General features: G+C 67.8%; 13 protein-coding genes. 9 read left to right on the forward strand and 4 right to left on the reverse strand.

Annotated features, from left to right (window positions below; translation table 11 throughout):
* Positions 1-2: 2 nt before the first annotated feature.
* Positions 3-1,157: a bifunctional 2-C-methyl-D-erythritol 4-phosphate cytidylyltransferase/2-C-methyl-D-erythritol 2,4-cyclodiphosphate synthase gene (locus ACVPT3_RS07110; RefSeq protein WP_492043447.1), complete on the reverse strand. Its 1,155-nt coding sequence runs from the start codon at positions 1,155-1,157 to the stop codon at positions 3-5.
* Between the two features lie 95 nt (positions 1,158-1,252).
* Here ACVPT3_RS07110 and dusB point away from each other — a divergent pair, with 95 nt between their 5' ends.
* The 7 genes from dusB (at position 1,253) to ACVPT3_RS07145 (ending at position 10,167) form a co-directional block, all read left to right on the forward strand.
* Positions 1,253-2,308, forward strand: a complete 1,056-nt coding sequence (gene dusB, locus ACVPT3_RS07115) for a tRNA dihydrouridine synthase DusB (protein ID WP_492043448.1) — start codon at positions 1,253-1,255, stop codon at positions 2,306-2,308.
* Complete coding sequence (locus ACVPT3_RS07120) at positions 2,305-4,578, forward strand: sensor histidine kinase NtrY-like (RefSeq protein WP_492043449.1); 2,274 nt, start codon at positions 2,305-2,307, stop codon at positions 4,576-4,578. Before dusB ends, ACVPT3_RS07120 begins: the two co-directional genes overlap by 4 nt.
* A gap of 10 nt (positions 4,579-4,588) precedes the next feature.
* Positions 4,589-5,995 (forward strand): nitrogen assimilation response regulator NtrX, encoded by a 1,407-nt coding sequence (gene ntrX / locus ACVPT3_RS07125; protein ID WP_492043450.1) that lies wholly within the window; start codon positions 4,589-4,591, stop codon positions 5,993-5,995.
* Positions 5,995-6,858 carry a D-amino-acid transaminase gene (locus tag ACVPT3_RS07130; RefSeq protein ID WP_492043451.1) on the forward strand — a complete coding sequence of 288 codons (864 nt, stop codon included), beginning with the start codon at positions 5,995-5,997 and terminating at the stop codon, positions 6,856-6,858. Before ntrX ends, ACVPT3_RS07130 begins: the two co-directional genes overlap by 1 nt.
* A gap of 105 nt (positions 6,859-6,963) precedes the next feature.
* Positions 6,964-7,209 (forward strand): RNA chaperone Hfq, encoded by a 246-nt coding sequence (hfq, locus tag ACVPT3_RS07135; protein WP_003164861.1) that lies wholly within the window; start codon positions 6,964-6,966, stop codon positions 7,207-7,209.
* Positions 7,210-8,523 (forward strand): GTPase HflX, encoded by a 1,314-nt coding sequence (hflX, locus tag ACVPT3_RS07140; RefSeq protein ID WP_492043452.1) that lies wholly within the window; start codon positions 7,210-7,212, stop codon positions 8,521-8,523.
* Positions 8,524-8,526: 3 nt separating this feature from the next.
* Complete coding sequence (locus tag ACVPT3_RS07145; protein WP_492043453.1) at positions 8,527-10,167, forward strand: Na+/H+ antiporter; 1,641 nt, start codon at positions 8,527-8,529, stop codon at positions 10,165-10,167.
* A 3-nt stretch (positions 10,168-10,170) separates the two neighbouring features.
* On the opposite strand, the gene ACVPT3_RS07150 is transcribed toward ACVPT3_RS07145, so the two are convergent.
* Genes ACVPT3_RS07150 through ACVPT3_RS07160 form a run of 3 tightly spaced genes read right to left on the reverse strand, consistent with a single transcriptional unit; the run spans position 10,171 to position 12,985 of the window.
* A complete protein-coding gene (locus ACVPT3_RS07150; RefSeq protein ID WP_426025379.1) occupies positions 10,171-10,827 on the reverse strand; it encodes an HAD family hydrolase in 657 nt (218 codons plus the stop codon).
* A gap of 8 nt (positions 10,828-10,835) precedes the next feature.
* Positions 10,836-11,630, reverse strand: coding sequence for a nucleoside triphosphate pyrophosphohydrolase (gene mazG, locus ACVPT3_RS07155; RefSeq protein ID WP_492043454.1), 795 nt, complete (start codon positions 11,628-11,630; stop codon positions 10,836-10,838).
* The gene (locus ACVPT3_RS07160) at positions 11,627-12,985 is read right to left on the reverse strand and encodes an MFS transporter (protein ID WP_492043455.1); all 1,359 of its coding nucleotides are present in this window, start codon (positions 12,983-12,985) and stop codon (positions 11,627-11,629) included. Before ACVPT3_RS07160 ends, mazG begins: the two co-directional genes overlap by 4 nt.
* Before the next feature lie 303 nt (positions 12,986-13,288).
* Here ACVPT3_RS07160 and ACVPT3_RS07165 point away from each other — a divergent pair, with 303 nt between their 5' ends.
* Both ACVPT3_RS07165 and wrbA read left to right on the forward strand, forming a co-directional pair.
* A complete protein-coding gene (locus ACVPT3_RS07165; RefSeq protein ID WP_492043456.1) occupies positions 13,289-14,146 on the forward strand; it encodes a D-alanyl-D-alanine carboxypeptidase family protein in 858 nt (285 codons plus the stop codon).
* 149 nt (positions 14,147-14,295) lie between these two features.
* Complete coding sequence (gene wrbA / locus ACVPT3_RS07170; protein WP_492043457.1) at positions 14,296-14,898, forward strand: NAD(P)H:quinone oxidoreductase; 603 nt, start codon at positions 14,296-14,298, stop codon at positions 14,896-14,898.

Consider the following 14,898-nt stretch of genomic DNA (forward strand, 5'->3'; position numbering starts at 1 on the left):
CCTCACGCTCGAACAGGCGTCTCCACCGTTGCGACGGCCTGGGCGGCGAGGCCTTCGCCTCGGCCGGTGAAGCCCAGCCCCTCGGTCGTGGTGGCCTTGACGCTGACGGCGTCCAGGGGCAGCGCAAGCAGGCTCGCGATCCGTTCGCGCATGGCCTGACGGTGCGGCTTCACCTTGGGACGTTCGCAGATCAGGGTGACGTCGACATTGACGATCCGCCCGCCGCGCGCGGCGACGAGGCCCGCGGCATGGAGCAGGAAGAGGTCGGACGACGCACCCTTCCATTTCGGATCGGTCGGCGGGAAATGGTCGCCGATGTCGCCCTCGGCGATGGCGCCGAGGAGGGCGTCGGTCAGGGCGTGCAGGCCCGCGTCGGCATCGGAATGACCGATCAAGGTCTGGTCGTGCGGCACCTCGATCCCGCACAGCCAGACCGAGCCGCCCGGGCCCCAGCGGTGGACGTCGTAGCCCGAGCCCACCCGGGTCTGATAGCGGGTCTGCTGCGGTAACAGGGCCTCGGCCATGGCGAAATCCTCCGGATAGGTCAGTTTCAACAGACGGGCGTCGCCCGCGACCAGGGCGACACGACCGCCGCAGCGTTCGACCACGACGGCCTCGTCCGTCGGCGGATCGGCGTCGCTCCAGGCGGCGTAGGCGGCCTCGATCACGCCTCGGCGGAAGGTCTGGGGCGTCTGGGCGCGCCACAGGCCGTCCCGTTCGACAACCCCGGCCATTACGCCGTCTTCGCCCCGTCGCAGACTGTCGGCGACCGGCAGTACCGGCAGCGCGCCCTCGGCCTCGTCAAGCGCGGCGATCAGCCGGTCGATGACGGCGCGGTCCAGCAGGGGGCGGGCGGCGTCATGGATCAGGACGGGCTGGTCGGCCGGGCAGGTCAGGGCGGCCAGGCCGGCGCGGACGGACTGGGCGCGGACCTCGCCGCCCAAGACCGTGCGCCAGCGCGTCAGTCCGGCCAGGGCCTCGGCCACGCGCGGCTCGGCGCCGGGCGCGACCACGACGACGAGTTCGTCGGCGCCGGCGTCCAGCAAGGCCTCGGTGGACCAGCGCAGGACGGGTTTGCCGCCAAGGGCCCGCCACTGCTTGTCGCCGCCGGCGCGCGTGCCCGAACCGGCCGCAACGATGATGCCCGAGAAACTCATGGCGGCCTTACTAGAATGCGCCGCGACGGGACGAAACCATCAATCCGCCGTCGTCACGCTTGACGAGGGGGGCTGCAATGCTGCGAAAGGCGCAAATGGCGAAGATCCTGAAGATCGGTGATGTGACCGTGCCCGGCCAGGTGCTGATGGCGCCGATGACCGGCGTCACCGATCTGCCGTTCCGGCTGCTCGCCTCCAAGCTGGGCGCCGCCTATGTGGCGACCGAGATGGTGGCGGCCAAGGAACTGGCGCGCGAGCGGCCGGACGTCGTCCGTCGCGCGGCTGTCGGCGCCGGCCTGCCGCTGACGGTGATCCAGCTGGTCGGGCGCGATCCCGAGCAGATGGGCGAGGGCGCGCGGATGGCTGAAAAGGCCGGCGCAGACATCGTCGATCTGAACTTCGGCTGCCCGGCCAAGGAGGTCACCGGCTCGGCCGCCGGGTCGGCCCTGATGCGGACGCCGGACCTGGCCTGCCGGATCATGGAGGCGGCGGTGAAGGCCACGTCCCGGCCGGTGACGGTCAAGATGCGTCTGGGGTGGGACGACGACAGCCGAAACGCCGCCGAACTGGCGAAGCGGGCCGAAGAGATCGGGGTCAAGGCGGTGACGGTTCACGGTCGCACCCGCAAGCAGTTCTACACAGGGCGGGCGGACTGGGACGCCGTGGCGGCGGTCAAGGCCTCGGTCGGCGTGCCGGTGATCGTCAATGGCGACATTCTGACAGCCGATGACGCCAGGGAGGCGCTGGCGCGGTCCGGGGCCGATGGTCTGATGCTGGGCCGCGGCGTCTATGGACGGCCGTGGCTGGCGGCTCACCTGGAACGGGCCCTGACCGACGGAGTGTCGCTGGACGAACCGGGCCCGGAAGCGCGTCTGGCCATTGTGATCGAGCATCTGCGGGCGTCGGTAGAATTCTATGGGCTCCCGCTCGGGCTTCGCATGTTCCGCAAACATCTGGGCTGGTATATCGAACAGGCTCCATGGCCGGCCGATCCGCAACACCGTCGCGCGGCAAAGGCAAGAATTTGCCGCCTCGATGAGCCTGCCGCCGTCGAAATGGAAATGGCGGCGCTGTGGCGGGGAAATTCGCCAAGAAATGCGAACTCAATTGTTGAAATCGAGCCACAGTTGGTCGACACTGCTGTGGCATGACGGATACGCCCTCAGCCATGGCTCCTCGCGCCGACCCACCGTCGGACGATGAGTCGTTCTGGGGGCGGTTCGATGTGGAAAGGGCGCGGGCCGGGTTCGGCATCGCCTATTTCATCGCCGTGGCGATCACGGCTGCGGCGGTCTGGCTTGTGGCGGCGGCGCCCGGCGCGAACGCCGGCGCGGCGCGAGGTTCTACCAGTCAGCTGGTGCTGGTCGTCCTTCTGGCCAATCTTGTCCTGATCGCCAGTCTGGCCTTCATTGTCGGACGCCGGGTGCTGACCCTGGCGCGCAGCACGGGCGAGGCGGGATCGCGACTGCACCTGAGGTTCGTCGCCCTCTTTTCCATGGTGGCGGTGATCCCGGCGGTGCTGATCGCCCTGGTGTTCGGCATGATGGTCACGCGCGGCGTCGATCAGTGGTTCAGCCAGAACGTTCAGGCCTCGGTGGAGAACGGCGCCACCATCGGCCGCGCCTATGTGGGTGACGTCAGCAGGACCGTGAATGCGGACCTGGATGTCATCGCCAACGAATTGAGCGCGCCCGAAATTCGCTCCAACTTCGAGCATCGCATCTGGTTTTCCGAGGCCCTGGCGCAGGTGGCCGACTTCTTCGGCTATCCGGCCCTCTATATCATCGACGGGCAGGGCAATGTCCTGGCCCAGACGGCGGCGGAAGGCGCCCCGCCTTATCTGACGCCGTCCAAGGCTGATCTGGAGATCGCCAAAGAAGGGGAGACGGCGCCGAGCGTCGTCACGGAAAATCCGGATGCCGTCCGCGTGATCTATCCCTTGCCGCGTTATGGCGATGCGTTCCTGTATGTGGTCCGGCCCTTGCAGCCGGGGCTGATTTCCACGCTGAGAAACGCCGAGGAGTCGATCGTCGCCTACCGCGAGGCTGAGGAAAGCCGGGCTCGCATTCAGTCGGCCTTCGTCCTCAGCTATCTCGAGACGGCCTTGCTGGTGCTGGTCGGCGCGGTCTGGCTGGGCATGTCTGCGGCCAGCAGCATATCGGCGCCGATCGGCCGGCTGGTGCAGGCGGCGGGCCAGGTTGCGGGCGGCGACTTCAGCGCTCGGGTCAAGAGCGACGGAGCTCCGGCCGAGATCGCCCTGTTGTCCGACGCCTTCAACCGCATGACGGGCGATCTTCAGGCGCAGCAGACGGCGTTGAAGGCCGCCAGCGACGAGGCCCAGGATCGAAGCACATTCATCGAAACCGTCTTGTCCGGGGTCAGCGCCGGCGTCATCGGCCTGGATCGGCGCGGCCGGGTTTCGGCGATCAACGACAGCGCGCTGCAGCTTCTACATATCGAAGAGGAGGCGGTGCTGGGGCACGAGCTGGCCACCCTGTCGCCGGAGCTGAGCGACCTGGTGGGCCGCGTCGAGGCCCATATCGAAGAGGATATCGACATCAGCCGAGGCGGGGAAACCTTCCGACTGCGCGTCAGGATCGAGGGTGGTCAGGGGGGTGAGATGGTGCTTACCTTCGACGACATAACCCGGCTGGTCACGGCGCAACGCAACGCGGCGTGGCGCGACGTGGCCCGCCGGATCGCGCACGAGATCAAGAACCCATTGACGCCGATCCAGCTGTCGGCCGAGCGGCTGAAGCGGAAATATCGCGACAAGGTGGACGAGGTCGAAATCTTCGACCGCTGCACGGACACCATCATCCGCCAGGTGGGCGACATCGGCCGGATGGTGGACGAATTCTCTTCCTTCGCCCGGATGCCGGCGCCGCGTTTCGGCTCGGCCAATCCCGCCGAAATGTTGCGAGAGGCCGTTTTCGCCCAGAGGGTGGCGGCCGCCGATATCGTGGTTGAGATGACCGAGCCCCTGCCCAAGGCCACGTTGCGCTGCGACGCCCGGATGGTGGGGCAGGCCCTCATCAATATTCTGAAGAACGCCGGCGAATCCGTCGCCGCGCGTCGCCTGGCGGATGGCGACGCGCCTGCGTCCGACCAGATGGGAATCATCGCCTCGCTGGTCATCGAGAACGGCATGGCGACCTTCGAAGTCGAGGACGACGGGATCGGCCTGCCGGCCAAGGATCGCGATCGTCTGACTGAACCCTATGTCACCACGCGCGAGAAGGGCACGGGCCTGGGCCTGGCCATCGTCAAACGCATCTGCGAGGACCACGGCGGCGAGCTGAAGCTGGCCGACGCAGAGACTTTGCGCGGCGCGCGCGTGTGCCTGATCTTCCCCCTGAAACCCCACGGCAAGACCGGCGACGTGACGGAGCGCAAGCTCCAGACCGTCGTCGCCGAATAAGCGAGGCAAGATGCGACCTACCGGTTCCGACATTCTGGTCGTCGACGACGAGGCGGACATCCGCGATCTGGTTTCGGGCCTGCTCGAGGACGAGGGGCACGCCGTGCGCGTGGCCGCCAACTCCGACGAGGCCCTGGCGGCGATCCGCGCGAGGAAGCCGTCGCTGGCGATCCTCGATATCTGGATGCAGGGCGGCGGCCTGGACGGGCTGGAACTGCTGGAGGTGGTCAAGGAGATCGATCCCGACCTGCCGGTGGTGATGATCTCGGGCCACGGCAATATCGAGACGGCGGTGACGGCGCTGAAGCGCGGCGCCTATGACTTCATCGAAAAGCCGTTCAAGTCCGACCGGCTGGTGGTGGTGGTCGAACGGGCGATCGAGGCGGCGACGCTGAAGCGCGAAAACCGCCGACTGCGGGCGCAGACGATGACGCCGTCCGGCCTGATCGGCCGGTCGCAGGCGGCCCAGGCTCTGCGCGGCACCATCGCCAAGGTGGCCCAGGCCAACAGCCGGGTCCTGATCGCCGGACCGGCCGGATCGGGCAAAGAGCTGGTGGCGCGCCAGATCCACGAGGCCAGTCCGCGCGCCCGGGCCGAGTTCGTGGCGATTTCGGCGGCGGGGATGACGCCGGAGCGGCTGGATGTCGAACTGTTCGGAGAAGAGGGGCAGGACGGCCGCCCGCGCAAGATCGGCGTGTTCGAGCGGGCGCATAACGGCACCCTGTATCTGGACGAGATCAGCGACATGCCGCGCGAGAGCCAGAGCCGCATCCTGCGCGTCCTGGTCGATCAGCGGTTCCGCCGTGTGGGCGGCGAGCAGGACGTGCAGGTGGATGTCCGGGTCGTCACCTCGACCTCCCGCGATCTGAAGGCCGAGATCGCCGAGGGGCGGTTCCGCGAGGATCTGTTCCACCGCCTGAATGTGGTGCCGATCCGCGTGCCGGCCCTGTCGGAACGGCGCGAGGACATCGCCGAGCTGGTCGAGTATTTCGTGGAGACCATCAGCGCCTCGCAGGGGCTGCCGCGCCGGGCCATCGGCGACGACGCCGTCGCCGTGCTGCAGGTCCATCCTTGGCCGGGCAATATCCGCCAGCTGCGCAACAACATCGAGCGGCTGCTGATCCTGGCCACCGGCGATCCCAACGAGCCGATCACCGCCGACATGCTGCCGCAGGAGGTGGCGACGTCGAACGGGGGCGCGTCCACGATGGGCGCCGAACGCACCATCGCCCTGCCGCTGCGCGAGGCGCGGGAAGTGTTCGAGCGGGACTATCTGGCGGCCCAGATCATGCGGTTCGGCGGCAATATCTCGCGCACCGCCTCCTTCATCGGCATGGAGCGGTCGGCGTTGCACCGCAAGCTGAAGTCGCTGGGGGTCTCGCCGGCTCGCGGTGGAGAAGAGGAAGAGCCGGCCTGATGTCCCGCGTCGCCTACGTCAACGGAACCTACAGCCCGCATGGCCAGGCCGTGGTTCATATCGAGGATCGCGGTTTCCAGTTCGCCGACGGCGTCTATGAGGTCTGGTCCGTGTTCGACGGCCGGCTGGCGGACTTCGACGGCCATATGACCCGCCTGCACCGTAGTCTGAACGAGCTGCGCATCGACATCCCCATGTCGGTGGCGTCCCTGACGCGGGTGCTGCGCGAGACCGTCCGGCGCAACCGGGTGAAGAACGGCATCGTCTATCTGCAGGTCACGCGCGGCACGGCGCGCCGGGATCACCCGTTCCCCACGCCGGGAACGCCTCCCAGCGTCATCGTCACCGCCAAGTCGATTTCGTCGGCGCGGGGAGAGGCGCAGGCGCAAAAGGGGGTCGCTGTCCTGACCCAGCCCGACATCCGTTGGGGACGATGCGACATCAAGACGGTTGGCCTGTTGCCAAACATTCTGGCCAAACAGGCGGCGCGCGAGGCCGGCGCCTATGAGGCCTGGTTCGTGGACGACATGGGGCTGGTGACCGAGGGCTCATCGACTAACGCCTGGATCGTCGACGAGCACGGCAAGCTGCGGACTCGCGACACCCAGGCCAACATCCTGAAGGGCTGCACCCGCACCACCCTGATGGAGTTGATCCAGGAACACGGGGTCGAACTGGACGAGCGTCCGTTCAGCGTCGAAGAGGCCAAGCGGGCGCGTGAAGCCTTCTTCACCGCCGCCGGCGCCTTCGTCACCCCGGCGATCTCGATTGACGGAACCAAGATCGCCGACGGCAAGCCCGGGCCGATCACGCTCAAGCTGCGCCAGCTCTATCTTGATAAGGCGCGCCGAGACGCCATTTAGGGCGTTGCCGGAGCATGGAGGGGGCGGTTAAGGTCGCCCCCGGTCGCTATCGACCCCGACGCCGCTCCCTCGGCGACGAACAACCAAGAACAGGAAAAACCTGCCATGTCGCAAGACAAACGTCAGAACCTTCAGGACACCTTCCTCAATTCGGTCCGCAAGACCAAGACGCCGCTGACCATCTTCCTGGTCAACGGGGTCAAGCTGCAGGGTATCGTGACCTGGTTCGACAACTTCTGTGTGCTGCTGCGCCGCGATGGCCAGTCCCAGCTGGTGTACAAGCACGCCATCTCCACCATCATGCCGTCCGCGCCCGTGCAACTGTACGAGCCCGACGCCGAAGAAGACTGATTGACCAGCAAACTGATCGACCACGCCGTCCCGCTGATCCGGGCGGTCGTCATCCATCCCGACCGACGCTCAGACAGCCCTCGGCTGGCGAGCGAGCGCCTTGAGGAAGCCGTGGGCCTTGCCCGCGCGCTGGACCTTGACGTGCGCGCTGAAGAGACCGTGCGACTGCGTGGGACCACGCCTGCCACCCTGTTCGGAAGCGGCAAGGTCGAGGAACTGGCCGCCTTGGTCCGCGCGGCCGATGCGGAGGCGGTCATCATCGACGACGCCCTGACCCCGGTGCAGCAACGCAATCTGGAGAAGGCGTGGGAGGTGAAGGTCATCGACCGCACAGGCCTGATCCTGGAGATCTTCGGACGCCGCGCGCGGACCAAGGAAGGCCGGCTTCAGGTCGAGCTGGCCCGGCTCGACTATGAGCGGTCGCGCCTGGTGCGGACCTGGACCCACCTGGAGCGCCAGCGGGGCGGCACCGGCTCGACCGGCGGCCCCGGCGAAACCCAGATTGAGCTGGACCGGCGCCTTATCGCCGACCGGATCGTGCGGCTGAAGGCCGAGCTGGAAGAGGTGCGTCGCACGCGCGGCCTGCACCGCAAGCAGCGCCAGAAGGTCCCGTTCCCGACCATCGCCCTGGTCGGCTACACCAACGCCGGCAAGTCGACCCTGTTCAACCGGCTGACGGGATCCGAGGTCTTCGCCAAAGACCTGTTGTTCGCCACCCTGGACACGACTCAGCGGACCATTCGCCTGCCGCAGGGTCGGCCGGCCATTGTCGCGGACACTGTCGGTTTCATCTCGGACCTGCCGCACGAACTGGTCGAGAGCTTCCGCGCCACCCTGGAAGAGGTCGGCGAGGCCGACCTGATCCTGCACGTCCGCGACATCGCCTCGGCCGACAGCGACGCCCAGGCCAAGGACGTCGAAACGGTGCTGAAACAGATCGAGACGCCCGAGGGCAAGACCCGCCGGGTGCTGGAGGTCTGGAACAAGATCGACCTGTTGGACGAGGAGGCGCGCGAGGCCGTGCTGGGTCAGGCTGAACGGCTGGCCAAGGACGGCGAGGCCGTCGCCGTCTCGGCCTGGACGGGCGAGGGGATCGAGCCTCTGCGCCAGACCATCGCCGGCCTGATCGACGACGATCCCGAAACCCGGCTGACGTTGGCGCCCGACCAGGGCGAGGCCCTGGCCTGGCTGTATGAACACGGTCGGGTGGTCTTCCGCGACACGGATGACGCCGGCCGCACTCACGTCACGGTCAGGCTTCACCCTGCAGCCTTGGGGCGATTCGAGCGTCTGTATCCCGACCTGGCTGGCTGACCTATGCATCTGATCGAGACCGTCCTGCTGCTGCTTCTGGCCGTCGTGGTGTCGGGCTCGGTCGCGCGGATCACGCGAATCGCCCTGCCTCTGGTGCAGATCGGGCTGGGGGCCGCCATCGTGCTGGCGACCGGCACGACGGTGGATCTGGAGCCGGACATCTTCTTCCTCCTGTTCCTGCCGCCCCTGCTGTTTCTGGACGGGTGGCGGATCCCCAAGGAGGCTCTGTTTCGCGACCGGGCCGTGATCCTGGAACTGGCCCTGGGGCTGGTGCTGTTCACCGTCATCGGCCTGGGCTTCCTGATCTGGTGGATGATCCCGGAGATGCCGCTGGCGGTGGCTTTCGCCCTGGCCGCCATCCTGTCGCCGACCGATCCCATCGCGGTTCAGGCCATCGCGGCGCGCGCCCCGATCCCCAAACGGCTGATGCATATTCTGGAGGGCGAGTCGCTGTTGAACGACGCGACCGGCCTGACCTGTATGCGGATCGCGGTGGTGGCGGCCACGACCGGCGCCTTCTCGATCGGCAGCGCCATCGGATCCTTCGCCTGGCTGGCCCTGGTCGGGGTGGCGGCCGGCGTTCTGGTCACCATAGCCATCAGTTCCGCCAAGGGTTTCGTCAGCCGCCGCTGGGGCGAGGATGTCGGGGCGCAGATCCTGGTCAGCCTGCTGATCCCTTTCGCTGCCTATCTGGTCGCGGAAGAACTGCACGCCTCGGGCATTCTGGCGGCCGTGGCGGCGGGCGTGACCATGAGCTTCACCGAGCGGGGCGGCGGCATTGGCGGCCAGTCCCTGGCCATGACCCGAATCCGGCGCGGCGTAGTGTGGGACACGGTGCAGTTCGTCGCCAACGGCATCATCTTCGTCATCCTGGGCGAGCAGATGCCGTCCATCCTGGCGCGGGCGGCCGAGGTGGTGCGGGGCACCAGCCGGCCGGAAGTCTGGTGGCTGGCCGTCTATGTGTTCGCCATCGTCGCCGCCCTGGCGGTCATGCGTTTCGTCTGGGTCTGGACATCGCTGAAGTTGACCCTGTTCCGGCGGCGCCATCGGGGGCCGCCTGCCAGGGTGGGGTTGCGTCTGACCCTGGTGATGTCGCTGGCGGGCGTGCGCGGGGCTATCACCCTGGCCGGCATACTGACCCTGCCGTTCGTCCTGGGCGACGGATCGCCGATGCCGTCGCGCAACCTGGCCATCTTCCTGGCGGCAGGGGTGATCATTGTTTCGCTGCTGGTGGCGACCTTCGCCCTGCCGCGCCTGATGAAGGGGGTCGAACTGCCGCCCGAACCGTCGCAGGAACGGGAGGAGGACCGGGGGCGGGTCGCGGCTGCTTCTGCCGCGCTACGCGCCGTTGAGGACGCCTCCCACGCCATGGCCGAGGGCAAGACCAACCCCGATCTCTATTCCGACGTCGCCAGCCGGATCATGGAGATCTATCGCCGCCGGATCGAGACCCATACCCGCACCGACGAGGACGACGCGGTCGTGGCGCGCAAGATCGACGCTGTGGAACGTCGACTGTGGCTGGCCGGACTGGCGGCCGAGCGAGAAGAACTGGGGCGGTTGGCGCGGGCGCGTCAACTGGACGAGGTGGCCGCGCGCAAGATGATCCGTGAAGTGGATCTGCAGGAATTGCGGTATCTTTAGCGGTCAGCGATCCATGAACGCCGCGACCGCCGCGTAGCTGTCGGCGATGTGGTGGGCGCCGCGCGCGACCAGGCGTTCGGCGTGGCCGTCGCGGATATGGCCGCCGGCGGTTAGGCCAACCACCGTCATGCCGGCGGCGATCCCGGCGGTGACGCCCGCCTCGCTGTCCTCGATCACCAGGACGCGGGCCGGATCGACGCCCATGCTGTCGGCGGCGTGCAGGAAGATGTCGGGGTGGGGCTTGCCGCGCTCGACCACCAGGCCGGTGAAGACGGCGCCGTCGAAATGATCGGTCAGGCCGAACAGGTCCAGGCCGACGCCGATCCAGTCGGGGCCGCTGGACGAGGCGATGCAGCGCGCCTCGGACCGAGCGGCGACGAAGTCGATCATGCCGGGGACGGGCTTGAGGTGGATCGGCGCGCGGGCGCGGCAGGTGGCGAACCAGGTGGTGTGGAAATCCTCGGGGCAGGGCCGGCCCAGGGCGGCCTCGACCGCCGGCCGGTTGTCGCGCCAGCGCTTGCCCGTATAGGCGGCGAGGACATCGTCCAGGCTGGTGGGCAGGCCGATGGCGGTCAGCTGTTCGGCCATGACGGTGCTGTTCAGCACCTCGCTGTCGGCGACGACGCCGTCGTAGTCGAAGATGATCAGGTCGTAGGGCATGCGGCGGCTCAGGATGGGGAGCCGGCCTTCTCGGCGCGCTTTGCGGCGTCCCAGAGGCGGTCCATCTCCTCCAGCGTCGATTGGTCGGGCGTGCGGCCGTCCTTGGCCAGTTGGGCCTCGATGAAGCCGAAGCGGCGCACGAACTTTGCGTTGGTGGCGCGCAGGGCGTCCTCGGGCTCGACGTCCAGCTTGCGCGCCAGGTTGGCGACGACGAACAGCAGGTCGCCCATCTCCTCGCGCGCCTTGGCCATGTCGCCGGCGGCGATCTCGACGCGCAGTTCCGCGACCTCTTCGGCCAGCTTGTCGAACACCTCGTCGGTCGAGGGCCAGTCGAAGCCGACGCGGCCGGCGCGCTTGGTCAGTTTGGCGGCGCGGGTCAGGGCGGGCAGGCCGACGGGGACATCGTCGAGCACGCCGGGCTTCTTGCGGTCCTTGCGCTCGGCGGCCTTGATGGCTTCCCAGGCGACGGTCTGTTCTTTCGACGAGCGTTGCGATTCATCGCCGAAGACGTGGGGGTGGCGGCGCTCCAGCTTGTCGGCGATGGCCGTGACCACGTCGTCGAAGGCGAACAGCCCTTGTTCCTCGGCCATGCGAGCATGGAAGACGACCTGGAACAGGAGGTCGCCCAGCTCTCCCTTCAGCTCGTTCAGGTCGTTGCGCTCGATGGCGTCGGCGACCTCGTAGGCTTCCTCGATGGTATAGGGGGCGATGGTGGCGAAGGTCTGCTCCAGGTCCCAGGGGCAGCCGCCGTCGGGGTCGCGCAGACGTTCCATGACGCCCAGCAGGCGGTCGATGGGCCTCACGCCTGTGCCTCCGCGTCGCGGGCGTCGAGGGCCTGGCGGATCTCGTTGTGACGGGCGGCGGTCAGCGGATAATTCTTCAGCGCCCAGCTCGCCAGCACCAGCAGCACGCCGGGAACCAGGATAAACAGGATCTGGAGCGTGAGCAGGGCGGCGCCGCTGTTGCCGTCCGGACCGGGAAGGGCGCGGAAGCCGACCCACTGGAGGATCAGATAGGGCACGAGGGCGACGACGTGGCCGATCTTGGTCGTGGCCGAGAGGATGGACAGCATCAGGCCGGTGCGGTCGACGCCCGTCTCGAACCGCTCCTGGTCGCCGGCGTCGGCCATCATGGCGCGGGTCAGGAACAGGCCGGCGGCGTAGGGCAGGCCGGCGATGAACATGACCACGGCGGTCAGGACGAAATTGCCGCCGGGAACCAGGGTGGCCCCGACATAGAGGACCGCCGAGACGATGCTGGCGATGGCCAGGCCCTTGTCCTTGCCGACGCGGGTCGCCAGCCAGGCCCAGAAGGGCGCGCCGCACAGGCCGGCGACGAAGTAGAACAGCATGAACAGCCCTGCCTCGGTATGGTCGTAGCCGCGGATCTGGCCAAAGAAGAAGAACAGCAGCGAGCCGGTGATGCCCGGCGCCACGCCCAGCAGCAGGTCGGCGATCAGCAGTTTCTGCACGACGCGCGTCTTCAGCAGGGTCAGATAGGCGCCGAGGCTGCCATGCGGCTGGTCGCCGGTGGTGACGGGCTCGGGCACGGCGACCATGGCCAGGCCGATGGTGACCGGCAGGGCGATGATAATGCCCCAGCCCATGATCCGCACGCCGTCGGCATAGGTCCCGATGCCGGTCTGGACCACCACGGTCGGCAGGACCAGGATCAGCACCACCCCGATGATGTTGAACACCTGCCACCAGCCGTAGACGCGGCTGCGCTGATCATACTGGGGGGCGAGAACGGCGGCCCAGCCCAGCTGGCCCAGGGTGCCGATCGAGAAGCCGAGGTAGAGGAACAGAAGCCAGCCGAACAGATAGATCGGCGGCGCGCCCGGCTGAACCACGACGAACATCATCAGGGCCGCGAGCATCAGCATCGGCGTCGAGATCGCCATCCAGGGGCGATAGCGGCCGAACCGGGTCTTGGTCTTGTCCATGCCCCAACCGAGGAAGGGATCGAAGACGATGTCGATCAGGCGCACCGCCATGAAAACGGCCGCGACCACGCCGAGCTCAAGCCCGACATGGGTGGCGTAGAACTCCGGCAGGGTGACGGGCAGGGCGACGCCGAAGGCCGCCAGCGGCAGGCAGGGGCCGGAAAAGGCGGCGAGCACGGCGTTAGAGCGACGGGGCGCGGAGGCGGCGGTCATGCAGCGGGTCCGGGAACAGCCCGGATGAGTCGGGCGGACGCAAGATTGCAGGTTTGGGCGTGGGAGCGGAGTCGGATTGTGCACTCGCCTCTCCGCGCGCGAAGGCGGGCGGGGAGGACAGGCGGGAGCGTCAGCGGACGCCAGGTGGGGGCGACTCGCTGTTTGACGTCGAGCCGGTCATCACCGCCGCCGGAGTCGCCCCCTCCTGATCGCTGCGCGATCTGTCCTCCCCGTCGGCCTTCGCCGACGGGGAGGTGATTTTCGGTGCTTGCTCCTGAGGTCGGGTTCGGGCTTGCTGGGGGGATGTGGCGAAGTCTTCTCGCGTTTCTGACGATCTGGGCGGTCGTGGCCTTCGCCGGGGCCGCGCGTGCGGCGGGGCCTTGCCATACCAACGCCGACGTCTGGGGCGACGAGGCCCTGGTCAACGCCACCGGCGCCTATGGGATGGAGTGGTCGCCGTTCGGGGCGACCGAGTATGGCTGGATGGCCTATGTCCCTCTTGTTCAGCAAGAGTTGCACACACGGTGCGGGCCCGGCACGCCGATCTTCGCCTCGCAGCTGGCGGGTTTCCAGCAGACCCATGGCCTGACGCCGACCGGCCTGTTCGACGCCGCGACCTTCCAGGTGTTGCGCGGCCTGTGGCAGGAGCGCCGGCCGTTCGTGATGGCGCGGACCCGAGGGGAATGTCCCGATCCGCCGCCGATCAACCAGTTGGGCTATCTGGTCGCGTCCGAGGAGCACGCCGACCGGCTGACCCGCCTTTTGCGACGCGACGTGCTGGACGCCTATCGCCGTCTGGTCGCCGCCGCGCGAGCCGAGGTTCCCGAGGTCGCCGCCGATCCCGAACTGCTGCAGATCTTCTCAGGCTTCCGCGATCCCGAGGCCGACGCCGCCCGCTGCGCCCAGCAGGGCAATTGCGACGGCTTGAGACGCGCGGTCTGTTCGCCGCACCGGACGGGGACGGCGGTCGATCTGTATGTCGGCCAGGCGCCGGGGCGGGGCGTCGATTCGACCACGCCGGCCAGCCGAGAACATATGGCGCGGGGGGCGACCTATCGCTGGCTTGTGGCCAACGCCGGGCGGTTCGGCTTTGTCCCCTATGTCTACGAGCCCTGGCACTGGGAATATGTGCGGCCGTGGGATCCGGCCTTCGCGCCGTGAGGAAACTGGGCGACGGACCGGTTTTTCACTGATTTTGGTTGAAGCCATTACGAAGCCCGATAGGGGGCTTGCATGCCGCATAGGGAGACGCCAAGTTAGCAACGGTCGTTGTTGCGAATGATGGCCGTGACATTTAACGGAGTTCTCCCTTGCCCAAGATTCTCGTCCTCTACCATTCGACCTATGGTCACCTCGAAACCATGGCCGAGGCTGTCGCCGAAGGCGCGCGCCAGGTCGAAGGGGCTGTGGTCGACGTCAAGCGCGTGCCGGAGACTGTGCCGGAAGAGCTGGCCAAGGCCTCGCACTACAAGCTGGATCAGAAGGCGCCGATCGCCAAGATCGACGATCTGAAGGACTATGACGCCATCATCATCGGCGCTGGCACCCGCTTCGGATCGGCCGCGTCGCAGATGCGCGCCTTCCTGGATCAGGCCGGCGGCCTGTGGTTCTCGGGCGCCCTGATCGGCAAGATTGGCGGGGCCTTCACCGCCACGGCGACCCAGCACGGCGGCCAGGAAACCACGTTCCAGGGTCTGCACAACTTCTTCATGCACCACGGGATGCCGGTGGTGGGTCTGCCCTATTCCTTCCAGGCGCAGATGACGCTGGACGCGGTGCACGGCGGCTCGCCTTATGGCGCGTCGACGATCACCGGCGGCGACGGCTCGCGCATGCCCAGCGAGGTCGAACTGGACGGCGCCCGGTTCCAGGGCAGGCATATCGCCGAGCTGGCCAAGAAGCTGCACGGCTGA

Source organism: Brevundimonas sp. FV1ps31S (assembly GCF_058681265.1).